Source organism: Polyangiaceae bacterium (genome assembly GCA_016715885.1).
GTDB lineage: Bacteria > Myxococcota_A > Polyangia > Polyangiales > Polyangiaceae > Polyangium.
Genome location: JADJXL010000001.1, coordinates 415,536 through 438,468, shown reverse-complemented (window position 1 = coordinate 438,468; position 22,933 = coordinate 415,536). Strand labels below are relative to the sequence as shown.

Annotated in this window: 18 protein-coding genes; 7 read left to right on the top strand and 11 right to left on the bottom strand. The window is 60.0% G+C overall.

Features of this window, described 5'->3' with window-relative positions; translation table 11 throughout:
- Positions 1-29 precede the first annotated feature (29 nt).
- From IPM54_01930 to IPM54_01915, 4 genes are all read left to right on the top strand, one after another.
- Positions 30-1,580, top strand: a complete 1,551-nt coding sequence (locus tag IPM54_01930) for a serine/threonine protein kinase (protein MBK9258573.1) — start codon at positions 30-32, stop codon at positions 1,578-1,580.
- Positions 1,564-4,329 carry a VCBS repeat-containing protein gene (locus IPM54_01925; GenBank protein MBK9258572.1) on the top strand — a complete coding sequence of 922 codons (2,766 nt, stop codon included), beginning with the start codon at positions 1,564-1,566 and terminating at the stop codon, positions 4,327-4,329. Before IPM54_01930 ends, IPM54_01925 begins: the two co-directional genes overlap by 17 nt.
- Positions 4,326-5,558: a PEGA domain-containing protein gene (locus IPM54_01920; protein ID MBK9258571.1), complete on the top strand. Its 1,233-nt coding sequence runs from the start codon at positions 4,326-4,328 to the stop codon at positions 5,556-5,558. The genes IPM54_01925 and IPM54_01920 overlap by 4 nt, the downstream gene beginning before the upstream one ends.
- 107 nt (positions 5,559-5,665) lie before the next feature.
- The gene (locus IPM54_01915) at positions 5,666-6,958 is read left to right on the top strand and encodes a hypothetical protein (protein ID MBK9258570.1); all 1,293 of its coding nucleotides are present in this window, start codon (positions 5,666-5,668) and stop codon (positions 6,956-6,958) included.
- Positions 6,959-7,002: 44 nt separating this feature from the next.
- Here the strand turns inward: IPM54_01915 and IPM54_01910 are convergent, their stop codons facing one another.
- The 6 genes from IPM54_01910 to IPM54_01885 all read right to left on the bottom strand — a co-directional run bounded on the left by IPM54_01910 (position 7,003) and on the right by IPM54_01885 (position 14,697).
- A complete protein-coding gene (locus IPM54_01910) occupies positions 7,003-7,647 on the bottom strand; it encodes a hypothetical protein (GenBank protein ID MBK9258569.1) in 645 nt (214 codons plus the stop codon).
- A 79-nt stretch (positions 7,648-7,726) separates the two neighbouring features.
- Positions 7,727-8,110, bottom strand: a complete 384-nt coding sequence (locus tag IPM54_01905) for a hypothetical protein (protein MBK9258568.1) — start codon at positions 8,108-8,110, stop codon at positions 7,727-7,729.
- 39 nt (positions 8,111-8,149) lie between these two features.
- A complete protein-coding gene (locus IPM54_01900) occupies positions 8,150-12,793 on the bottom strand; it encodes a DEAD/DEAH box helicase (protein MBK9258567.1) in 4,644 nt (1,547 codons plus the stop codon).
- A 46-nt stretch (positions 12,794-12,839) separates the two neighbouring features.
- Complete coding sequence (locus tag IPM54_01895) at positions 12,840-13,034, bottom strand: hypothetical protein (GenBank protein MBK9258566.1); 195 nt, start codon at positions 13,032-13,034, stop codon at positions 12,840-12,842.
- Positions 13,035-13,201: 167 nt separating this feature from the next.
- Positions 13,202-14,287, bottom strand: a complete 1,086-nt coding sequence (locus tag IPM54_01890) for a DUF4145 domain-containing protein (GenBank protein ID MBK9258565.1) — start codon at positions 14,285-14,287, stop codon at positions 13,202-13,204.
- A 44-nt stretch (positions 14,288-14,331) separates the two neighbouring features.
- Entirely contained in the window at positions 14,332-14,697 is a 366-nt protein-coding gene (locus tag IPM54_01885; protein ID MBK9258564.1) for a hypothetical protein, read from the bottom strand.
- A gap of 121 nt (positions 14,698-14,818) precedes the next feature.
- Here IPM54_01885 and IPM54_01880 point away from each other — a divergent pair, with 121 nt between their 5' ends.
- Positions 14,819-15,394 (top strand): RNA polymerase sigma factor, encoded by a 576-nt coding sequence (locus IPM54_01880; GenBank protein MBK9258563.1) that lies wholly within the window; start codon positions 14,819-14,821, stop codon positions 15,392-15,394.
- Complete coding sequence (locus tag IPM54_01875; GenBank protein MBK9258562.1) at positions 15,391-15,654, top strand: hypothetical protein; 264 nt, start codon at positions 15,391-15,393, stop codon at positions 15,652-15,654. Before IPM54_01880 ends, IPM54_01875 begins: the two co-directional genes overlap by 4 nt.
- A 19-nt stretch (positions 15,655-15,673) precedes the next feature.
- On the opposite strand, the gene IPM54_01870 is transcribed toward IPM54_01875, so the two are convergent.
- Genes IPM54_01870 through IPM54_01850 form a run of 5 tightly spaced genes read right to left on the bottom strand, consistent with a single transcriptional unit; the run spans position 15,674 to position 21,891 of the window.
- Positions 15,674-16,183, bottom strand: a complete 510-nt coding sequence (locus tag IPM54_01870) for a DUF2452 domain-containing protein (protein MBK9258561.1) — start codon at positions 16,181-16,183, stop codon at positions 15,674-15,676.
- A 2-nt stretch (positions 16,184-16,185) separates the two neighbouring features.
- A complete protein-coding gene (locus tag IPM54_01865; protein MBK9258560.1) occupies positions 16,186-17,643 on the bottom strand; it encodes a hypothetical protein in 1,458 nt (485 codons plus the stop codon).
- Between the two features lie 18 nt (positions 17,644-17,661).
- The gene (locus IPM54_01860) at positions 17,662-20,256 is read right to left on the bottom strand and encodes an Hsp70 family protein (protein ID MBK9258559.1); all 2,595 of its coding nucleotides are present in this window, start codon (positions 20,254-20,256) and stop codon (positions 17,662-17,664) included.
- Positions 20,246-20,680: a hypothetical protein gene (locus tag IPM54_01855; protein ID MBK9258558.1), complete on the bottom strand. Its 435-nt coding sequence runs from the start codon at positions 20,678-20,680 to the stop codon at positions 20,246-20,248. The genes IPM54_01860 and IPM54_01855 overlap by 11 nt, the downstream gene beginning before the upstream one ends.
- The gene (locus tag IPM54_01850; GenBank protein MBK9258557.1) at positions 20,677-21,891 is read right to left on the bottom strand and encodes a hypothetical protein; all 1,215 of its coding nucleotides are present in this window, start codon (positions 21,889-21,891) and stop codon (positions 20,677-20,679) included. Before IPM54_01850 ends, IPM54_01855 begins: the two co-directional genes overlap by 4 nt.
- Positions 21,892-22,033: 142 nt before the next feature.
- Between IPM54_01850 and IPM54_01845 the strand changes: the two genes are divergently transcribed.
- Positions 22,034-22,882 carry a DUF3380 domain-containing protein gene (locus tag IPM54_01845; GenBank protein MBK9258556.1) on the top strand — a complete coding sequence of 283 codons (849 nt, stop codon included), beginning with the start codon at positions 22,034-22,036 and terminating at the stop codon, positions 22,880-22,882.
- Positions 22,883-22,933 lie beyond the last annotated feature (51 nt).

The window sequence follows — 22,933 nt, the reverse complement described above, 5'->3', positions numbered from 1 at the left end:
CGACTTGCCTTACCCGTTATCCCGACGACGTGACCACTTGTGCGGCCGATGGATCGGCGCTCGTGGACGACGGGACGCTTCCGACCGACGACCTGTCGCTGAAACCTGGCCACGTCGTCGGTGAATATCGCATCGAGCGAAAGATTGGCGAAGGCGGATTTGGCGCCGTCTACAGTGCGATTCATCCAGTCATCGGCAAGTCGGCCGCGATCAAAATCCTTTCGCCGCAATTTTCCGCTGACCCGGTGATGGTCTCGCGCTTCATCTCCGAAGCGCGCGCGGTCAACCAAATCCGACATCGCGGGATCATCGACATTTTCGCCTTCGGCAAGCTCGATGATGGCCGCCAGTACTACATCATGGAGCTGCTCGAGGGCAAAACGCTCGAAGAGTACCTGCGCGAGCGTGGACGCCTTCGTCCTGCAGAAGCGATTCCGATCCTGCGTCAGATTGGCCGAGCGCTCGATGCAGCGCACGCGGCAGGCATCGCGCACCGCGACATGAAGCCCGAGAACGTGTTTCTGGTCTTCGACGAAGACGGCGCGGTGATACCCAAATTGCTCGACTTCGGCATCGCCAAGCTTCTCGGCGATTCGCAGCAAACGAAGACGCGCACAGGGACGCCGATGGGCACGCCGCTGTACATGTCGCCCGAGCAATGCCGCGGCAAGCAAGTGGATCATCGAACGGACATCTATTCGTTCGGGTGCATGACCCACGTGATGCTCACGGGGCAGCCCGTGTTCACGGGCGAAGACATCATGGATGTCATGATGGCCCAAGTGGGCTCGAAACCGCCTGCGGCATCGTCTGTTTGTCCTGACATACCCGCGGCGCTCGATGCACCCATTTTGCGGATGCTCGAGAAGGATCCAGCCGCGCGTCCGCCGACGCTCGTTGCAGCGGTCGATGCGCTCGTCGAGGCGGCGCGTTCGGCGCGTATCGACGTGCCGACCGTAGCGACGCGTTCGAGTGAAAGGCTTCCGCGTCTCGACATGCCGCAGAACAAGTCGTCGGAGGATGTTTTTGCCGCGACGATGGTGCAGCCTGGGGTGACGATTGATCCGCAAACGACGTTGCCGGCCGCGGGAGAATCGAAAGCTGGGGGCAAGAGAACGGTTGTTTTGGCGATTGCTGCTGCTTTTGGCATCGCAGCGCTGGCGACGGGATTCGTCATGACGCGCCCGACGCAAGCGACGCAAGAAACGCCGGCCGCGGTGACGACGCCGTCCGCAGAAGTTGCGCCGTCGGCGGCTCCGACGATCGTGCCGGTCTCTACGGCTGCGCCGTCGGCATCAGCGGCCGTATCGGAAGACATCGAATTGCGTATTCAGGCGACGCCGGAAAACGTCGACGTCTACTTGGGCGAACGCAAACTGGGCACGGCTCCGGGTCCCCTTCGATTGCCTCGTGGCGATGCGCCGCTCACAGTGACCTTTTCGGCCCAGGGATACCAATCCAAAAGCATTCCGATTACACCTTCCCAGAACGTTCTCATTCCGATTTCGCTCGACAAGACCGTTGCAACGGTGAAGCCAAAACCGAGCAACACGGGGAAGCGTGATGATCTCGACTACTAATCGCTTGTCTTTTCGACGCAAAAAGGTTTTTCTTGGAACCACACTGCTGATGCTCGGGGCTTTGGCGATGGCGCTGGGCTTGGCGAGTTGCCAAACGCTGCCGAGCATTTCGGAAAATCAATGTGGCAACTGGGTCGTCGAGCCCAACAATGGGGAAGCGTGCGACGAAGCCCAGCGCGATGCGGGTGCCGATGCTGCGCCAGGAACAAAACAGACGCGGTGTGGAGCTCCTTTCGAGGTTGGAGCGTGCCGCTACACATGCGAGTACCACGATGAGTCCGAAATCACGTGCCCGAGCGGCCATGATTGCGGGCTCGATGGAATTTGTCGCAAAGCGGGTGGTTTGTCGGATTCGCCCATTACGATTGCCGGGGGTGGTACGCAGAGACTGATGAGTGGTGACTTCGATGGCGACGGTCGGGACGATGTCGTTGCCGTCGGATTCAGCACGGCGGACGTGCATTTCTTGACGACGAACGGGTTCGTCGAGCGCACGATTACACTACCTAATGAACGCGGGGCTCCGGGGGTCGGTGATGTCAACGGGGACAAACTGTCCGACATCGTGTTGACGCTCGAACGTTCGGTCGGTGTTCTTTTGGGGCAAGAGGATCGTTCGTTCGTACCTCAAAACTACACGACGATGTTCGTCGCGCCAAACACGCACAGGCTGGTTCCGCTCGGTGCCTACGCATTCGACGGTGCAATGCTCGGGTTCAGCGAAAGCAACGGGAACACGTACATCGAAATGATCGTGATCTATCCCGATGGCGGCCACGAACGTGCTTCGATTGACGAGTTCGGCGCCATTCCGGGATCGCTCGTGGGAGCCGTCGCGACGACGGGGATTCCCAAGGACAATCCCACGTGCGGCGTGGCGGCATTCGTGATCGGTCCCAAAGGCCCCACGCCGGCCCGATTGGCGATTGCATCTCGGTGCGAGAACAACATCCTCTCCGAAGGCATGCCATTCGATGCGGGCGTTCCTTGGGGCGGCGCCTATTTCGTCGATGTGGATGCGGACGGGGACGATGACCTCGTGTTTGGCGTACTCGACGGGGTCCCCTCGATGAAAGTACGGAAATTCGACGGAATGGCCTTCGGTGCCGTCGAGCCGTTCATTGGTGTGGACCTTGGTAGCTGCATTCAAGGTTCGCCCAATCTTGCCGGCGCGCCGCTCGCCGTGGCAGACATCAATTTGGACGGTTATGCGGATTTCGTCGACCAAGCCGGCATCGTATTTTACGCCGCGGGTCAGGCCCTGCGATTGTGCAATGCCAATGCGTCGCCGACGATGGATCCCGATCCCAAGGCGGATCCGAAGGGTTGGGCGCATGCCGTCACGGGCGACTTCAATGGTGATGGGCTTCCCGATATTCTCGCGGCGCGCAAGGATGAAGCCGTGCTCGACTTGTGGCTCCTGCATCCCGAGGGAAATTTCAATACGCTCACCATATCCGTTGGTGCTCCCGTCGACGAGCTCGTCAGTGCAGACCTCGACGGCGATTTGATTGCGGATGCGGCTTTTCGATACAGGCCGCCGGTCGAGGGCGGGATGATGATGAGCGGTCCGAGCCCAATCTATGCGATTTTCGGCAATCCACTCGCATTGCCTTCGGCTCCGACGCTTCTCGGATCGGTCATGAATGCGCAGCACATCGTGGCTGGACGCATCAAGGGTACGAATCTGCTCGACATCCCGGATCCCATTTCGGATCTGGTGGTGTTGTCGTCGGCTCCCATCGGCCCGGACCAGCCCATGCCGCTGACACTGATTCAAGGCAACGTCACGAGAAACCTCGTTTCGCCGCTTTCGCTCAAGATGGATACCACCAAACCCGAGGTCGCGGGGACCGACAACGTATATGGGGTTTTCGTCTCTGAATTCGGGTTGCCGGCGTGTGACAAGTTTGGGAAGGATCCCATGTCGCTCGACACCGAGCTCACGCCATCGAACGTCGTTGCATTGGGATCGACGGGTTCGATCTGGCTTGCGGGTTGCAAAAACAATGGTTCTTCGCTCCCGGTCGCAAGTGGCTTGGACTTGGGTAATGTATCGTTCCTCTTCGCCCCCGTGGACCGAGATTCGACCAACGATGCACTTGCCGTATTCCTGCACAACCAGTCCACGTCGGGCATGGGGCTCATCGAATACGAAGGTCAGGACAACTTCAGCTCATTGAATGGCAAACTGGCGGACATCGACAAGACCATCAAGTTGCCTGAATTCGGTGCAGCGCGACAGCCGTATACATTCGTCGATGTCGACAACAACGGTCTGCGCGACGTGATACTCACGGGACGAACGGACACGCAGTCCACGATTTTCATTTTCTGGAACGGAGACGAGCAGAACGTTTCCGGCACCATGAATGCCACCGACGTCACCAGATTCGACTTTGCTCCGGCGTACGATGAAAATCCTGCCACGAGGGATGATGGGAACATCGTGGACGTCGTCGCGCTGAACATCGACGACGACGATTACAAGGAACTGGCGATATTGACGGACAACAACGTGTACTTCGCCAAACTCCAGCTAACCGCCGCCGACGAAGAGAGCGGCTCGAAACCCACGCTCGTTGAAAAGCGCCCCTTGGAGATGCACAATTACGGCATCCCATTCGCGAACGTCCGTGGTGGCAAAGCTTTGCTTGCCATCGATGCCAATAGCGATGGCGTCGAAGACCTCATCGTCGCCGACGCTGGCAAGCTCTTGCTCTATCTTGGCAAGGAGCGTTTCCAATGAGATCCGCAGCCGTTTTTATGGTCATTTCGACGCTCCTCTTCACGGGAGCGCCAGCTCTCGCCGCAGACGTCGATGCGCAATCGCGCGCCTATTTCGAGACCGGAGCCAAGGCGTACGAAAAAGGTGATTACCTCAACGCGATTCGAGCATTCGAGCAGGCATACGCTCTGACCAAGCGCCCGGGCCTCATTTTTTCGATTGGCCAATCGTACAAGCGGCAATACACGGTCGACGCCAAACCGCAAAATCTCCGCAAAGCGCTCGAACATTACCGGCGGTTTCTCGCGGAAGACAAGACGGGCAAACGGCGCGGAGATGCGTCGTCGGCCATCATGGAAATCGAAGCGATCCTCGCACGTTTTCCCGCCGAACAAGAGGCGGCAGCGACGACTCCCGATCCGCCACAGCCGACGCAGATTTCCGTGACCACGCAAGTCGAAGACGCCATGATTTCGATCGACGGGGGCAAACCTCGCACGCTCGAGCCCGTGGAAGTCACGCCGGGCAAACACAAAGTCGTCATTCAAGCGCCGGGATATTTCCCCGAAGAACGCGAGCTCTACGCGGGCGAAAAACAAATGACGGCCATCGACGTGCCGCTCCGGCCCATGCCCGCCAAAGTTTCCATTGAAGGACGCGAAGGTTCGACCGTGACCGTCGATGGTTTGCCCATGGGCTCGCTCCCGCTCGTCACTCCGCTCGAAATCGATGCCGGTGAGCGAACCATTTCGGTCAGTCAAAGTGGATTCGTCACGTATACGAAAGATTATGCCGTTTCGCGCGGCCAAAGCCTCAAGGTGAAAGCCGATCTATCGCGAACTCGCCAGCGCATCGGTTCTTTCATTCTTTTCGGCACGGGGGTTCTCATTGCCGGAGGCGGCGTGCTCATGGCCATGGGATCCGGGGCCGCGTATGCCCAAGGTACCGAAATCGATCAGCGCCGCAAAGCTGGGTCCATCACGGCCGAGGAATTGGCCACGTACTCCACCTTGCGCACCCAACAATCCGACTTGCTCGTCGGCTCGACCGTTGCTTTCAACGTTGCTGGCGCCACTGCAGCGCTCGGATTCTTGCTCTATTACTTCGACGACCCGAAACTCACCCCCCCCAAAGCAAAGAAGGACGAGAAGGTCCCCACGAGGGAACCATCGCCGGGTCTGCGTGACATGATGCTCGTACCTGCTGCCAGCCCGGGGTTTGCGGGTTTGTCTTTCGGCGCCAGGTTTTGATCATCGATGCCAATTCGCATTGTCGTGCGCTCGATTTCACTGCCGCGCGGCAAGAAATCGCAATTCCGTTCGATATCCAGAAAAAACATGGTATGCTGCTCGGCATCATGAAGACTGCCAGCGGACGCTCGACGCTTTCTTACGCCATCACATCCATCTTCATGGTGACGGCCGGCGCACTTCCCTTCCTGGTTGCGTGCGGTTCCGAGCAAACCGAGCCTCGAACGGTCACCGAAGTGCGTTACGTGTATAGCTGCCCGACGACGGCGGCTGCCGCGCCTTCGCCATGGCCCACGCAAGCCGTGGTACCTCCGGCACCGACTCCGACGCCTACGCCCGTCGTAACAGCGCCTCCGCAACCAACCTATGCGGCCACGACACCACCTCCGCCGCCACCGCCGCCTCCGCCACCGCCTCCTCCACCGCCGCCGCCTCCGCCGCCTCCGCCGCCTCCGGCGATCGTGTCGATTGGTGTAACGGGGCCCGGATGCGTCATTCGAGGCACGCCGCCGATGGCGAAAGGCACAGCCATTTATGACGCTCCGTCGGGAGGTCGGTTGATTGCCACGTTCACTGGTGGTTTCGCGCCCCTATCGATGAGCGACATTCCGCCGGATCCGCAAATCCAGCGTTCGAAGGTCTCCACACGCGCAACCGAGCCATCCGTGCGAATCAATGGCTATGTCGATACGACGGCGATTCCCGTCTATAGCAGTCGCGACATCCCCATCGTGGCCGGTTCGATATGGATTGCAAGTGCCCAAAAGGTAAAGATAACCGGCGCGCACCCCGGCGCGGTCACCGTTGAAATGCCAATCTTCGGCACGAGCAATCAATTGGCTCGCGTACGCACGTCCTGCGATGCGCTCGCGCTCCAGCGAGGCACCCCGAGGCCGCAGACCGTCCCCGGCAATGGTCGAGGTTATCTGGCCAAAGGCAAGGACATCGATATTTTCGACGGTCCAGGTGGAAATGCCGTTTTCACGCTGCGCATGACCACCGACGACGTCAAATTGTTTTGGAGCGAAGAAACAAGCGGCATCTACGTGCACGGCATGATGCGCGCCGATATCGCCATCGACGGTTGGATTCGAAAAACGGACTTGAATGCACTACCCAAGGGAGAAATGATGGATCAATACATTCCTCCCGAAACGAACGTCGCTGGTGCGAAACTCGTCATGGATCCTCCGCCTCGAATTGCTCGAGCCCCGCGGGACATTCCCATTCGTTTCCGACGAACCGAAACGGAAGCGCCCATTGGAGTCATCGAAGCAGGAGCCGAATTTTACGTGCTCGAAACCATTGCTGGTTGGACGAACGTGTTACCCACCAAGGTGTACGTATTGCCCAGCGAAACCAATGGCTTTTGGATACCGTCGAGCGAAACGCCTCGGTGAAAAGAGACCGTCTCATCACCCCGCCGCGTTCGTTGTGAAGCTCGTCAGTCGTACCCAATTTCTTCAGTGGTCGCCCCCGCTTCTTCGAGCAATCCCCGAAACCACGCGGCTGCCCGCGCCGCACGACCATCGAGCGTTTTGCTTCCCCACACGACCGCCAATGTCACGCGCGTATCCGCGTGCGTCTTCGTGCGCTGCGCATCCTTCACGCCATTCGCGCATGGTCCATCCGCGTCGAATAGGCACAAGAGACCTCCCACGTCGATTTCCTGACCCGATGCATTGAATACGTACTTCGTTCCGGGCGGCGCAATGCCAATTCTGAGCCACGGCGTCGCCCTTTCGAGATCGATGATGCTGATGGGCAATCCGCTATGCAGCGACACCACGTTGCACGCATCCACCGCGACGTTGATTGCGCCAAGCGCCCCTTCCCCAACGGCGCGAAGCAAGTACTCGGACGACGGTTTGCCCCGTCCGGTGGGTTTGTAGCCGCCATGTCGCAGCAAATCCCGCACATGCCCACGTACGGTATCGTCCGTGGACAATGGCGCCGGAGCACTCAGGGACAAACCATCACGAATTCGCGAAGGTGTCGTGACTTGCCCGAGCGGCTCGGGAAACTTGGCGAGAAAAACCTTTGCATCGAGGAGCGGATGCGAATCGATCGTAACGAGGTCGGTGTTCATGAAATTGTCCGTGCGTTGGGCGACGATAGTTTGCAGATCGCGCGGGCACGCGCAAGCCTGATTGTCATGAGGGGCGCGCCTACTTCGATCGCTTGTCGAACCAGCGGCGAATTTTGACCACGAGTGCGATGGCTTCGACAATCACGCGAAAAACCGCCATCACCACGCATGTCCAAACAATGCCCGCAAGACCAATGTAAAAAAGTGTGCGGAGCCCAGCCCATCCCTTGTTCACGTAGGCAACGATGAGCAGTGCCCACAATGCGGTCATCCCGACCCACAGAATGAAGATGAACCCCGCGCCTTTCCCTCGCCATTTTTCCCGATGCCACGCCTTGTACGCCGCCAACATCGGAAAACTCAACGGGAGCGTCAGCACGAAAAAAGCCACTGCCACCCACAGCAAAATGGCGTGGACCCATTCTCCCAATGTGCGCGCACGCTTGCCAGCGCCCGTTGTCACGACTTGCAGTCATAGCACATGTCCCACGATTTCGCCGACTCAATCCCCCAATTCATCATCGAAATCATCTTCCTCGACTGGCTCCCGCAGTGAACGCTCCGGTGCCTTTTGCGGCGCATCCCACGGACGTCCCCATCCATCTTGCGGCCCCGACAAACGCGGAGCCATCGGAGGCGGAAGCGCCCTTCGTTTCGCATACCCATGAATCGTTTCAACGAATCCCACTTCACGAAGCGCCTTGGCAAACGGAGATCGAGCCGCGGGCACTCCATCGATCGTCGATATGACGACGACCCGCGTTTTACCTTCGTCCACCAGCGTTGCAAGCGCCTCTGCCACGATTCGCGTCTCTTTTGCGCCGTCCCCACCCGATGGTACGAACGTCAAAAGATGTTTTTCGGTCCGCCCAAGCCACGCGAGAATTCTGCCATTTTGCATGACGACTCGCGCCCCGAAGGTTCGCTTGGGTCTTTGTCCCCCGCCTTTCGACTCTGTCGAGTCATCGCCCGGAAATCGCAGCATCGCTCCCCAAGGATTCGCCGGATCAATGGCGGAAAGCACGATCGTGCGCGCTTCGTCCGATGTATCACGCAATGCGCGCAATCGATCGTCCGCTCCGGGCAGCGCAAATTGTGAGGCTCCGAGCCCCGCGATGAAATAACCGCGACGAACCTTTCCAGCATCTTCCATCGCGCGCAGAACATCGTACACCGCGGAAAAACCACCCGCAATCCCTTCGGCGAGCACCGATTCCCGCGAAAGGACACCGTGCCGATCGAGCAGCGATCGCGCGAGAGCTGCTCGTTTTTCCGTTTCGCTCGGACCTCGCTCGAAATGCTTGGGCAACAGCGAAAATCGCCCCTCGGTTCCCGGTAAAACGCTGCGCCGCATTTGCATCCCGCGACCACGCATCGAGTGCCGCCGTTTGTCCTGGCGCTGCTCCGCACCAAGCGATCGCAAAGGCGCCAGCGTGTCATTCGTGACCTCACCAGCCCATATCAAGTCCCACAAAGCCGTCACGACATCCGGGGCAAACCCTCCCGTTTCCCGCAAGAGGTCGTGAAAAAATACGGCGCCTCGTCGCTCGAGCACGTCACGAATACGCGCCGCAGCGGTCCCTTCCGCATGTCCCGCAGGCGGCGCTAAATACGGATAAGCTGCTGATAAATAAAGCGCAATTCGCCCCATACCGTCACCGCCACGTTCCACACCGCGCCAAACCACTTCACCCGCAGCACACAATGCATCGAGGTCTCCGACGCGATAGTCTTCAATCCGAGCCGGCAAGATTTCGTTTTCGAGCGCCGTCACGAACATCGGCGCCCCTTGCAATTGTTCGATGACCGAAAGTAGCGCATGCGTGCCTCGCCGTGGATGCACGATCCCGTGCCATTCGAGCAAAAATCGCGCATACGTCTCCGGCGAAACCGGTTCGACTTCGGCGAACCATTTTGCAAGCGACCGCCGCTTCAGCAATCGCAATGTTTCTGCGTCACAAAATTCGGTTCCCGTGCCACCAGGCAACATCTCGCCTTCGACGATTCGTCCCCGCTCGACGAGCGCCCCAATGGCCAAACGCACGGGATCGACGCCCATTGCAAATCGTTTGGCAACGTCCTCCACGCGAAATGGCCCGTGCGTCCGTGCATAACGAGACAATAGCCCCACGAGCGGTTCTGGCGCTGGATCGAGCAATGCGGCCGGCAAATCATCCGGAATGCGAATGCCAAGAGCATCGCGATATCGCGCCGCATCCTCGACGGCGACGAACCGCCGTTCATTCGCAATGGTCAACGCAACGATACGCCCCGACGTTTCGCATTCGCGGACGAGACGCGTCACGCGATCAGCGCTACCCGCCCGATGAAGGATTTCATCGACCGTGAGATCTCCAATCGATAGCAGCAAATCGTGCAAATCGTCTTCGTGCTCGATGGGGCGCTTTCCATCGAGCCTTTGCAAAGTCTTCTCGAGCGCCATGATCGACGCAGGATCGAGCAGCTCACGCAATTCCGCCTCGCCCAAGAGCTCACGCAACCGCGCATGATCGACCGCGAGCCGCTGCGCTTTGCGTTCAGCAAGCGGCATATCGAGGTCGTACATGAAATTGCCGATGTACCCGAACATCAGCGAAGCCGCGAAAGGCGATGGTGCACGCGTTTCGACTTCGTGTACGATGACTTCTTTCGATTCGATGTGCGTGAGGATTTTTTTCAATGTTGGCAAATCGAAGGCATCGCGCAATACTTCCCGGTACGTTTCGAGCAATATAGGAAAGGTTGCGTAGCGCGAGGCCACGAGGAGCAGGTCGCGCGCTCGTTTTCGCTGCGCCCATAGCGGTGAACGTTTTCCTGGGCTATGACGAGGCAATAAAAGGGCGCGGCCTGCGCATTCTCGAAAACGCGCAGCAAATAACGCCGAACCACCCACGGCGCGAACGACGATGTCCTCCACATCGTCGGCCGTCGGGAAAAGTCGTCGAACCTCGGGAATGACCTCGGTGCCCGGAAATCGAAACACGATACCATCGTCGGACCAAACGCATTCGAGTTCGATCCCCATTTCATTGCGACATCGTTCGGCAATGGCCGTCGCGAGCGGCGCGTGCACGCGACCTCCGTACGGCGAGAGCAGGCACACGCGCGTATCGCCGACTTCGTCCACGAATCGTTCGATGACGATGGTCCGGTCGCTCGGTACTTGCCCACAAACCCGCTGCTCTTCGTGTACGTAACGCACGAGGTTTGTCGCGGCACGCCTTTCGAGTCCATGCTGTGTTTGCAAAAAATGTTCGGCTGCCGATTCATCTCGACCAGCAATTTCCCGAGCGAGCTCGCCCATTGCTTCGCCGAGCGCCGCGCCACGCCCTAGCCTATCGCCACGCCAAAACGGCATTTTCCCTGGCTGTCCTGGAGCTGGCGTCACGAGCACGCGATCATGCGTGATTTCCATGATGCGCCACGATGAAGCACCCAACACGAAAACTTCGCCTTCGCGCGCTTCGAACACCATTTCTTCGTCGAGCTCTCCGACGCGACGCCCTGTGCCCGACGACGACTCCGATGCGTCGAGAAAAACTCCATAAAGGCCCCTATCAGGAATGGTCCCCGCATTGACCACGGCAATTCGCCCGGCGCCTTTTCGCGCCCGCAAGATTCCGGTCTTGCGATCCCAAACGATTCGAGGCCTCAATTCCGAAAACTCATCCGAGGGATACTTGCCGGAAAGCATGTCGAGCACGCCATCGAAACTCGATCGCGGCATTTCCGAAAACGGCGCTGCTCCTCGCACGAGATCGAATAACGCATCTTCGTGGATGGGATCCATCGCCGTAATGGCGACGATCTGTTGTGCGAGCACGTCGAGCGGGTTTCTCGGGTAAAACGTCGCTTCGACATCGCCTGCGAGCATGCCCGTCCGCGCGGCGACGCAAGCAAGCAAATCCCCGCGATGTTTTGGGAATATGCGACCTCGGGAGAGCGCCCCGACGGAATGCCCTGCTCGACCAATGCGCTGAAGTCCGGCAGCAATGCTCGGTGGTGCCTCGACTTGAATGACCAAGTCCACAGCACCGATATCGATACCAAGCTCGAGCGACGACGTCGCCACGATGCACGGAAGCTCGCCGGCTTTCAGCGCTTCTTCGACTCGTGTGCGTTCGTCGCGCGACATCGAACCGTGGTGCGCGGCGGCAATTTCTTCGTCGGCGGTATCGTTGAGCGCCGATACGAGCCTCTCCGCAAGGCGACGACTATTGACGAAAATCATCGTCGATCGATGCGCTCGTACCAATTCGACAAGGCGCGGATGAATGGCTGGCCAAATTGACTTTCCCGCAGGATCCGCTTGTCGCGGCTGCGCATTTTTTGCCGGATCGGCCATGTCGTCGACGGGCACTTCGATGCTTATTTCGAGCTGCCTTGGCGCCGCTGCATTGACAATCGCCACCGGCCGAGGTTCTCGCAGTTTTCCCTTTACGTCGAAGCCCCCGAGCAGCCGTGCGATTTCGTCGAGCGGCCTTTGTGTTGCGCTCAAACCAATTCGTACGGGCTGGCGCGGCTGTTCACTCTCGCTTTGCTGAAATGCGGCCAATCGTTCCAGAGAGACGAACAAGTGCGCACCACGTTTCGTGGCTGCCACGGAATGAATTTCGTCAATGATGATGGTATCGATGGATCGCAGGATTCGCCGCGCGGCGGACGTGAGCAGCAGATACAGCGATTCGGGCGTCGTAATGAGGATATCGGGCGGTTTTTTTGCCAAACGCACGCGATCTTCGGCGGGCGTATCTCCCGACCGGATCGCAACCGTTGGTACGCGATGCGTAAAGCCCATACGAGCCGCCGCAGCCGTAATGCCGGCAAGGGGCACGCGGAGATTTCGTTCGACATCGGAGGCGAGCGCTTTCAGCGGGGAAACATAAAGCAGCCGCGTGCGCGTCTCAGCGGGCGGTTCGTCGGAAAATACCAATCGATCGAGCGCTACCAGGAATGCCGCCAGGGTTTTACCGGATCCCGTGGGAGCGAGGAGCAACGTCGACGTGCCTGATTGAATGCTCGGCCAACCGAGCACTTGCGCCGGGGTTGGTCCGGGAAATGCGGAGGAAAACCACACGCGCGTGGGTTCGTGAAACCCAGCGAGCGGCTCGATCGCGGCAGTCTTGGACGAAGTGCGTCGCGGCACGGACTGATTCGTATCAACGGACGTTCCGGCTGACAAGCAAAGCCAGTCACGCCACGTTCGTCGGCGGTAATTCGTCGAAATCCACGTAGATCAAGTCTGGAGCTATCTGCGCAATACGCCTTGCCTCGGCGATTTCCACGTCGTCCCGCGCCGGCTCCGTCGGATCCGCTTTCTTGCTGAGCTTGCAGTTGTTTTTCTCGGCAAACGCAATCGCTGCCCACCCCGTCAGTCTGGTCGCCATACGCCCCTCCACGACATTTCGTCGCGACTTTGGATTGAGGTCGAGGGCCATATTTCCCAGCGCTCGCGAGGGGCCCCACTGTCCGAGCCCGCGAAGCGGGCGAGTTTGGGGAACGCGAGTGCTGGGAAATATGGCCCTCGACCGGGTTTACACCCCAGCGTGACCCCTCAACGTTTACGCCGATGTTCTATCCAAAACTCGATGATACGCTTTGCGCAAAGCAAAACCACCGATAGATCCGCATCCGTCACGGTGGGCGGATACCGAGCATCAATCTGACGCTCGTGCGCCGATTCATTGCCCAAAACGCGCAGGACATGCATGTACGACCGTATCCAATCGGCCACCTGCCGCTCCGACAATGAATCGATGTTTTTCCCAAGGTCGTACCCTTTCGGCGGTTTGCCGAATACGTCCGCGACGACCGCTTCGACCAGCCTGCGCGCAACGAGCCCAATCTCGAAAGACCGAGCTTCGGGCGAACCCACCAAGCGTGCAAAATCCGCGAGCACTCGCCGATGTTGATCCGATACGACCGCATTCGCCGATTCGACGACCCGCGCCAAATCCGCTCGAACGGCATCCGCAACTTGCCCGCGTGGAAGCGATACGCGCACGCGAGCGAGCGCATCGTTCATCGCTGAATCAATCGTGCGCGCCTTGTCCGGATCTCGTTCGACGAACACGATGCGCTTCACGTGCTGCGATTCGACCAAGTGCTTTCGCGCGTGCACGAGCAGCTCCGCCACGATCGTCGCCGGATCGAGACGCGCATCGCCAGCGCCGAGAAGCGGAAGGACGAACGTGCTCGCTACGATTCCTTTGGCTTCCGCAACAGCGAGCGCAACGAACGCATCGTGAATCGCCGTGTGCGGATCGGTGCGACGCCCGATGTCCTCAATGCAGAGAATGCGGCGAATTTTTGCAGATGTCGTCAATTCGGAGAACCAACATCCAAGCGCCGAACGCAAGTCGAGCACAGGCTTTGCACGCAGCGCCGCAACATCGATTTCCGCTTGTTTGTACAAGGCGCCGATGACCGTGTGCGCCACGAATGTATACGCTTCGGGTTCGACCGCAAATGCATCGAGCGTGTCGGAGAAGGCCGAGACCGCGAGCAAGTCGGCCGTCTCTTCGAGGTCCAGCAAGCTCCCTTGCCGCAGCTCGAACGTGCGCAAACCCCACTTGCTTTCGATGTCGACGGCATTGACGAGCTGCATGGTTTGTCCGAGCGCATGGTTCGGTTGGACCAAGCGCAGCGCGCAGCCTACCACGCACACCGATCGTTTCGGGTTCGTCAATCACGCCGCGGTGCGCGCAGCGCGCCGATCGCCACGATGAGCAAGGCGAGCGTCAGAAAAGTCCCGCCTAGCGCCCCGGGACGCGTCGATTCTTTCAAACCCGTAACGAGTGTCCGTGCGATCGCTCCGTCCGGCGTCTTCGCCGGATCCTCGAGGTACGCCATGACCGCCGCCAAGTCGGTCCACGTCGCATGCACGATTGCACTCACGAGCGTCAACCACATCGCAGCAGTAAACGCGAGGCGCCGCGGTTCGGGCTTCACGGCAAACCATACGGCACCACCGACGGTCATCACCCCGAAGACGAGCGTCGGATACATTCCCCAACCGCCTTCGACAAAAAAATCTCCAAGACCACTCATGCTTGCGCCTCCGGTTTCGACCGCTCGAGGTCGTTCTCGTTTGCGAAGAACGCAGTAGAGCGCCGAGCGTGACAAAGTTTTTTTTTCGTCACGCTTGGAGTACACGTTCGTTGATAGGGGCATGACCACGCCGGATGCAGCCGAGCTCGTCGAACGTCTCCGGACGGGAGATCGAGCGGCTTTGCGCAAAGCGTACGCGCTGTACTCGGATCGAATTTTCGGATTTTTGCTGCGCCTCACGCGTCGTCGCGATGTCGCGGAAGACCTCCATCAAGAAACGTGGGTGTCCGTGAGTCGCAACGTGCATCGCCTTGCCGAGGACACGGATTTGGCCGCGTGGCTCTTCACCATCGCGCGAAACAAACATCGTTCGTGGCGACGATGGGCAGCGCTTGATTTTACGCGCTACGTCTTCGATGCATTCGAGTCCGAATCGGTTTCGGCGCCGGGCGCACCGGATACGGGTGACGACCTCGTCGCGCTCGAAATGGCGTTACGTGCGTTGCCGGAAGCTCACCGCGAAGTGTTGCTGCTCGTCGGTGTCGAGGGGCTCGAAGGAACGCAAGCAGCGGATGTGCTAGGAATCAAGCCGGAAGCGTTCAGGCAGCGTCTATCGCGTGCTCGAGCGGCGCTCAGCGAAGCACTCGAACCGAGAATGAACAAAAATTCGTCAATGTTACAGAGAGGTGAACCGTGAGCTTGGACGAGCGAGATCCGCTCTTGGACAAACTGCACGCGCTGCCGGTGCAAACGCTGGATCCCGCTCGCAGTGCTCGGGCGCTACGCGCTGCCGAAGAAGCGCTGCCGGGCAAGGTTCGTCCGGGCACTCGATGGCCCGAATTCGCCATTGCCGTCGCATTGAGCTTGACCGGCGTGTTTTATGCAGTGAATTCGGTGAGTAGGCTCGAACAAATCTACGTTTCGAATCAGGCGGCACCGTCGAGTTTGGAACGTTGAGTTTGACGCTCCAAACCCATCACGTTTTTCCCGTCAATTCACCGGCGTAGGATTCGTCTTTCAGCAAGCGCGAGACGACCGTTCGACCGTCTGGACGTGAACGTTCATCTCCAAGCGGGCGAAGACTCAGGTCGATTTCCACTTTGTAGGAGCCTTCGAACACGTGCGGGGGCGATCCGCCCCATTCATCCGGGGAAAGCATGGAGAAATAAAGCTCGCCGTCGGGGCGGCGGTAGAGGTGGTAAACTTTTCCCGGTATTTTTTTGAAATTGCATTTTGCGCGTTGCAGGCGTGCTGAAAGCCGCGCTTCTTCGAGCAGTTGGCGCGCTTCTTCCTGGAGTGCGCGCATTTGATCCCGAATTACTTCGAGTTTTGCACCAACGACGAGCCCGAGCGCTTGGTCTGCCTTTTCGATTTCTTGCGCCATATCGACGAGATCGATACGCGCTGCAAGGCGACTCGTCGGATACGGAATCGAGCGCGTGTGAATGAGCTCGCCCGTGGGTTCATCAGTCGGATCGTGTGCCATGGTTACGAAACCTTGCCATTTGCGGCATTGAATTGCTCGCGCGCTTCGCGGAGCACCTTGATGGCCGCATCTCTTTGCCCGCGCGCCGCAAGTGCCCAACCTTCGTCACGCAAGATGCCGGCGTAGAGCTCGTGCGCTCCGTCCTCGCGTGCAGCGATGGCAGCATTGCACGCTCGCAATGCGAGGTCACGACGCCCGGCGCCGTCGAGCCCCCTGGCTAGCCCGGACAAACCCATGGGAGGTGCAACGATCGTCACGGCCAAAAGCCCTTCGGCAACGAGCACAGCGGCATCACGCACGCTCGGGTGTGGAACATCGAGCGCCAAACGCGTCGCGATCCAGATGGACTGCGGGATGGTAACGACCGTGCCCGAGTGAAAGAGCTTGGTCACTTCGTGCAGCATCTCTGCCGCTTGTTGCGTGCGGTTGTTCTTCAGCGCCGCGACGGCATCCAAGCCAAGCGACGCGAGGCGCAATGAAGGCGTGTCTGCAACGTCGGGACCGGACGCCGCATGCGACGTTTGATCATCGCTGAGAAACGCTCGGACGCGACGAAGCAGCGGCACCATTTCGGGCGCGACGTCCGCGGCGGCGGTGATCGCATCGGCGCGTGCGTCCCCTTTGGTCGTCGCGATCTTGATGATCCAAAGCAGCCTCGCGAGCGCCGCATTTCGCGCGGATTCATCGGGCACGTGGCGAATGGCTGCATTGATGCGATCGGCCTCGACGGCCGTGAGCGAGTCACCGAGCGCATCGGCATGTTCGACCGCCATGCGGATCGCGTATCGACCAAGTGATGTCGTCGGATCGCGACTCAGCTCTTCGAGCAGCGACAACCCAGACGCTCGAGTGAACTTGCTCGGAGAACGCAAACGACCAAGCGCAATGACGAGCTTGTGCTCGGGAGGTGCACCCGTGGGATCCGCCGCTGCCGCGTCGGCAAACGCCGTCGACGCATTGCTTTGATCACCAAGCATTCGCTCGACGCGTTTTGCGCGAGCCGCGAGGGCCACATCGGCCGCATTCCCTTCCTTGTCCGCAAGCGTTGCTGCATGACCGAATGCTTCGAATGCGCGTGTCGAGTCGCCCGTGAATTCGAGGCACCGGGCGAGCAAGTAATACGCACGAGCCCGCGGTTCGCGTTCGGCTTCGGCGCGGGCGAGGCTGACGGCGGCAGACCTGCGCCCCTGCGTAACGAGCGACTTGCAGAGCGTGATGATCTCGGCGAGGTGTTCGCCTCCGCCGATGATCAACGTGTACTTTTGGGCAAGGTCCTCGACGTCTTTCTCGTTGCCGAGTTTGACGGCGCAGCGCAAAGCGCCAAGCACGACGCGCGCGCAAAGCGGGCCTTCGAGAATTCTCGGAATCTGCCTCTTGTAGGCCTCGAGCCCGAGGAAAGCCCCTCCGTTACGCTCGACATACTCGGCCCCGGAAAGAGCGATCTCGCTGAGGACAGTCATGCGTGCAGGCGCCCTTCGCTACGCGCCGCCGCGCTCGGTGACGAGACCCAGCGAGGGCAAGCGTTCGAGTGCCGTGTCGATGCGTGATGTTTCGGCTCGGATTGCTTCGAGCTTGCGACGAAGCGCAGCGGCGTCTTTCGTCTCTGCGGAAAGGTTTCGCAGCGGCTCGATGGCCTTCTCGTGAAGCTGCGCTGCGAGTTTGTCTCGTTCTGCAAGCTGTAGCGTTCCCACATCCGACGAAGACGGGACGAAGTCGGCGAGCTTGCGTTCGACGCTTTGCGCATAGAGCCGTTCGCCTCGCAGCCGGCGCTCGAGGTACGAAGGATCGTCGAGACGCATCGCGGAAAACTCTTCCTGCACGGCGGTTTCGTACAGCGCTTGCACCTCGTTGTAGACGCGTCGCCAAACGACCGCATCGTTGGCCTCGTATGCCGCAGCCGCGCGCGCCTCGATGTCTTCGATGCGTTTGTCCCAAGCGGCCCGATCCATTCCGTGCAGTGCTCCGGTAGATCGATACACGACGCGACGAAGGTCGGCGAGCTCCGACTCGAAGCGCGCCATCGGCGGAGAAAGCGTCTCGTTCGGATCACCGCGGTACCAATCGACGAGGATGCGCAACTTTTCGCAAAGTGCCTGCATCTTGTCGGGGTCTGTCATGACAACCTCGCGGATCCCCGCGACGAGCAAGTCCGCTTCGGCGCGATAACTCACCGCGCTCGATCCCCAAAGGTTCCGCCCCGTTTTATCTGCGTCTTCGAGCAATGCTTCGACAGCACCCGCTGGGTCGAATCGAGGCGCTGCGGGCGGTTCGACCTGAGCCCATAGCTCCTGCCCAGCAACCACTGCTCGCGCTTCCATGCGCATCGCATCGTCGCATCGCAACGTGAGATCCACGGGCGTACCCACGGGCAGCTCTTTTGGCACTTGGAGGAGCAGCGCTTTGATGGGCATGCGATTTTGAAGGAGCCGAAGCACGACGGCGCCGCTTTGATCGGCCGTGAAAAACCGATGCTTTACTTCCGTGGGCAAACCTGCACCACGTGAAATGAGCACGCGACGCTCGCGCCGGCCCGCACGCACGACTTCGATGGCAATGTCTTTGGCCACGACCGACGGACGGCTCAACGCGCTCGCACGCGGCCGCACATCGCCGCGATAGATGGCAAACGGAAGCTCGACCAAAGTCTCGCGCTCGGCCGAACGCAAGCTCAAGCGCATGCCTTGTTCGGGCTCTTCTCCGAGCGGAAGCTCCATGCGCACGACAGCGTCGCTCGCATCGGGAACTGCGGTTCGAGCGACTTCGTCGGTCCCGTCTTGGGACGTCACGCCGCGATAGATGATGGCTTCGGCTGCGCTTGCCGGAACTTGATCGAAACGCACGCCGAGACGAATGCGCGCCGATTGGCTGACGAGCGGCGTCGTGAACGAAACGGCGATCTTCTTCTGCTCCTCACCAAGGCGCAATCCACCGAGTTGCGCGGCGTGGATCGCGGCTCCCAACGCCACACACGTATCCACTTCGTCCTGCAAGGGTTTTTCCGAGCGGCTCTTCATGCAGATGGCTTCGATCACTCGACGAATGACGAGCGGCACACGCGTCGATCCGCCCACGAGCACCACGTGATCGATCTGCGACAAATCGACCGACGACGTCTCCGCGCTGCGCGTAAGAGCGCGCTCGCAACACACGATCGTGCTCTCGACGAGATCCGAAATGGCTTTCTCGTATTCCGCTCGACCGATCTCTCCCTCGAACGACACGCTTTCGTCGCTCTTGTCCTTCATGAAGTCTTGCTTGGAGACGTTCACGACTTCGGATGTCGAGAGCGACTCCTTGATCTCTTGCGCCAAGTGCACGAGGCGCCCGAAGCGAGCGCGATCTTCTTCGCTGTTGCGCACGTCGAGATCGAGCGAGTAGCCACGCTCGACAAGCAGCACGCGCAAGCGTTCCGCGAAGCGGCGATCGAAGTCGTCACCGCCGAGATAGTTGTCGCCGTCGATGGCGAGGACTTGGTATTCGCCTCCGAGGCAGCGGAGGATCGACACGTCGAACGTGCCGCCACCAAGGTCGTAGACGAGGAAGTTGCCGTCGGCGAGGCGGCTTTTCCACGTGTGATAGATGGCTGCCGCCGTTGGCTCTTGCAGGATGCCGATGACCTCGAGGCCTGCGATCTCTCCAGCGAGACGCGTGGCTTCGACTTGAGGTGCATCGAAGTACGCAGGCACGGTGATCACCGCGCGATCGACGCGAACCTCGATTCCCGAAGAAGCTTGTTTGCTCAAGTGCTCGCGCATGCGCGCGCGAAGCTCTTCGAGAATCTTCGAGCTGATCTCGGCCGGAGAGAGCGCATGCGGACCAACGTCGACATTGACCGCTTGTCCCATGCGTCGCTTGATCGATTCGATGGGCCCAGGGGTTTTTCCGCGTCGCTGGCGAGCCGCATGTCCTACGACGAACGCCTCTGCTTTGGGATCCCATGCAACAGCGGACGGCACCGTTCGCCTGCCGAAACGATCGGCGAAGATGTGCAAGTCACGCTCGGATGGATCGAGCATGGCGATTTCGGAGTTTGTTGTTCCAAGATCAATTCCGACGGGTCGATCAACGAACATGGCGATTGGGTTTCTCCGATGGCGAAAGGGCAAGGACGGGATCGTCGTCGAGTGGTTGAGGAGTCGAACGTCGAGTGCGCTCTGCGGCGCTCGACAGGAAAGCACGGAGTGCGAACGCGACCGAGGGGCGCGGCGCGAGATCGATGAAGGTGAGCGACTTTTGGGCCGACGTTTTCCGGCCGCGAAGCGGTGCGTAGTCTGACGACGTGCGCGAAGCATCCGGATGTCGTGGATGTGCGCCGAGTGCTGCACGAAGTCGGCGAAGCGGATGCAGCGTGAGCTCTTCCCAAGCTGCCCGAATGGCCGCTCGGTCTTCTTCGTTTGCATCTTCCGCAAGCTCGCGCAGACGCTCTGTGATGGCGCGCGGACCTTCCTTCGGATCGATACCGAAACGCTCGAAGGGGTTGCGAGTCGCTCCGCTCATGATGCAATTCCCAGCAGCTTTTTCGCTTCTGCGAGACGTTTCTGTGCCTCGGGCAAACGGCTCGACGCTGAGTAGAGCGATTCGGCACGCTTGATCATCGCTTCGGCCGTCGTGCATCCGTGATGCGTGGGAGCCCGCGCTCCAGGTAGAAGCCGCAACGCTTGTTCGCAAAGCGAATGTGCGAGCGTCAAGCGCGCATTCCGATGCGATGGACAGATGCGCAACGCGCGTTCGGCGATGGCCGTCGTCTCGACTTCGGTGCGTGCGACATCTGCTTTGAACACCAACATTTGTGCACAACGCCCGGCATACGCAATCTTGGATGGATCCGTTTCGATTCGTCGGGTCAACGAATCGATGAGCGGCCAGATGGGCTCGATCAAGATGCCCAGATCTCCCCAACGACTTTGGCGACAGTGGTTCCAAGCAAGCGGCGTGCATTCGTCGACCGCCGCATGCTCGACATTTTCATCTTCGCCGGACCAGTGCCACACCGCAGCGAACCGCTGCATGAGCGCCGCTCCTTCGCGCGCAGTTGGTTCGCCCCTGGCCGTCGTTTCGGCGATCGCCGTGAGGATGGGCGTAATCGCATCTTCGATGGCGGCGGCCATGTGCGAGTTGGCGCGTTGCGTGACGCGGGCTTCGAGCTCGTTCGATACTCCCGCCATGTGACACGCTTCGGGGACGCGTCTGAGCACGACGAGTGCTTGTTTGGCGATCGTCGTGAGATCTCGTGCGCCGCTTTTCGCGCGTTCTCCGATCTCGTCGATGGGCCACATGGGGACTTCGGCGAGCGTGCGCTCAAGTTCCTCGCGGGGCAGAGCGCCCCCAACGACAGCCTCGCCGAGCTCGCGCAGATACCGCTCTTGGCGAGTGAGCGCGAGCCAAGCGATGATCGAGCGGACGTGGGCATCGGCCTCGCCCAAGGCTTCGGCCAGGCGTGCATGATGCAGCGCCAAGTGGTGGAGCAGCTCGGGGGATCCATTCAGATGCTGCGCTGGATCGAGCCGCTCGACGAGAGGCGTTACGTTGCCCATACGCGCTGCGTCGAGCACTTCCACGCCGCCCGGCGTGGAGCGAATGGCGGCGCAAAGGCCCGATGCATGCCACGGCACTGAGGCGTCGCTTCCCATTTGCGCTTGGACGAGGCGTTCGAATGCGACTTCGTCCGTGAGCCGCGCGAGCAGCGCGTCGTCCTCCTGTCGCCACACGGCGAGAATCATCCTGGCACGAGCCGCTGCGGTCAATGATCCTCGCTCGCTCGCAGTTGTGATATTCGTCGAGGTCGGTCGTTCGACGAATCGTCGACTCGAACGAAAGCGGATCTTTCGCGCGACCGCGCCAGGAACGCCAATGAGCTACGTCGTCAAATCGGGGGATACGCTCGGTGCGATTGCCAGTCGATACGACACGACGGTGCAAGCCATCCTCGCAGCGAATCCGCAGATCAAAAATCCCAACGCGATCTTCGTTGGGCAACAAATCAAGATTCCGAAGAACTCATCTTCGGGGCAATCGCCAACGCCCAGCAAGCCTCCGGAAGACACGGGCGGCACACCTGCGCCGAGCCAATCGCAAGGAGGACCTCCGGCGACGGGGCCTTGGACGCTTCCGCAAAGTGGTGCTGCGCGAAAGTTGGCGGTCAGCGATTTCGTTGCAGCAGCAAGGAATTTGGACTGTGAAACCGCTGCAGTCCGTGCGGTTGCCGAAGTCGAATCCGGCGGACGAACAGGCTTCGACGACGCAAAGCGGCCGAAGATTTTATTCGAGATCCATCTATTTCGGTCGAACACCAAGAGCCGTTACGACAACAGTCATCCGCATTTGTCGGCGCCGTACTCGAGCCCGCGCAGGCGTGCGAGCTACAAGAAAGATCAATGGGCCGTCATGCGCGAAGCCTTCGCGCTCGATGCGGACGCTGCCGTGAAGAGCGCATCCTGGGGCATGTTCCAGGTGCTCGGAAGCAACTACAAGATGTGCGGATGGTCGAACGTGCGGCAGTTCGTCTACGACATGTTCGAGTCGGAAGCGCAGCATCTGCGAGCGTTTCTAGGCTATTGCCGCGGCGCGAAGATCACCCCGCATCTGAAGACGAGAAATTGGGCAGCGTTTGCGCGGGGCTACAACGGTCCTGACTACGCATCCAACGCGTACCACACGAAGATGGCTCGCGCGTACGAACGCTACAAGAGGCAAGGCTGACGGATCGCTCGGCAACCGTCGGCGGTATCCATCAGCAGATATTGGTGCCTC

Coding starts and splice junctions, on each gene's coding strand:
- IPM54_01925 (MBK9258572.1), top strand. CDS start 1,564: ATGATCTCGACTACTAATCGCTTGTCTTTTCGACGCAAAAAGGTTTTT.
- IPM54_01920 (MBK9258571.1), top strand. CDS start 4,326: ATGAGATCCGCAGCCGTTTTTATGGTCATTTCGACGCTCCTCTTCACG.
- IPM54_01915 (MBK9258570.1), top strand. CDS start 5,666: ATGAAGACTGCCAGCGGACGCTCGACGCTTTCTTACGCCATCACATCC.
- IPM54_01910 (MBK9258569.1), bottom strand. CDS start 7,647: ATGAACACCGACCTCGTTACGATCGATTCGCATCCGCTCCTCGATGCA.
- IPM54_01895 (MBK9258566.1), bottom strand. CDS start 13,034: ATGGCGACCAGACTGACGGGGTGGGCAGCGATTGCGTTTGCCGAGAAA.
- IPM54_01885 (MBK9258564.1), bottom strand. CDS start 14,697: ATGAGTGGTCTTGGAGATTTTTTTGTCGAAGGCGGTTGGGGAATGTAT.
- IPM54_01880 (MBK9258563.1), top strand. CDS start 14,819: ATGACCACGCCGGATGCAGCCGAGCTCGTCGAACGTCTCCGGACGGGA.
- IPM54_01870 (MBK9258561.1), bottom strand. CDS start 16,183: ATGGCACACGATCCGACTGATGAACCCACGGGCGAGCTCATTCACACG.
- IPM54_01865 (MBK9258560.1), bottom strand. CDS start 17,643: ATGACTGTCCTCAGCGAGATCGCTCTTTCCGGGGCCGAGTATGTCGAG.
- IPM54_01860 (MBK9258559.1), bottom strand. CDS start 20,256: ATGTTCGTTGATCGACCCGTCGGAATTGATCTTGGAACAACAAACTCC.
- IPM54_01855 (MBK9258558.1), bottom strand. CDS start 20,680: ATGAGCGGAGCGACTCGCAACCCCTTCGAGCGTTTCGGTATCGATCCG.
- IPM54_01845 (MBK9258556.1), top strand. CDS start 22,034: ATGAGCTACGTCGTCAAATCGGGGGATACGCTCGGTGCGATTGCCAGT.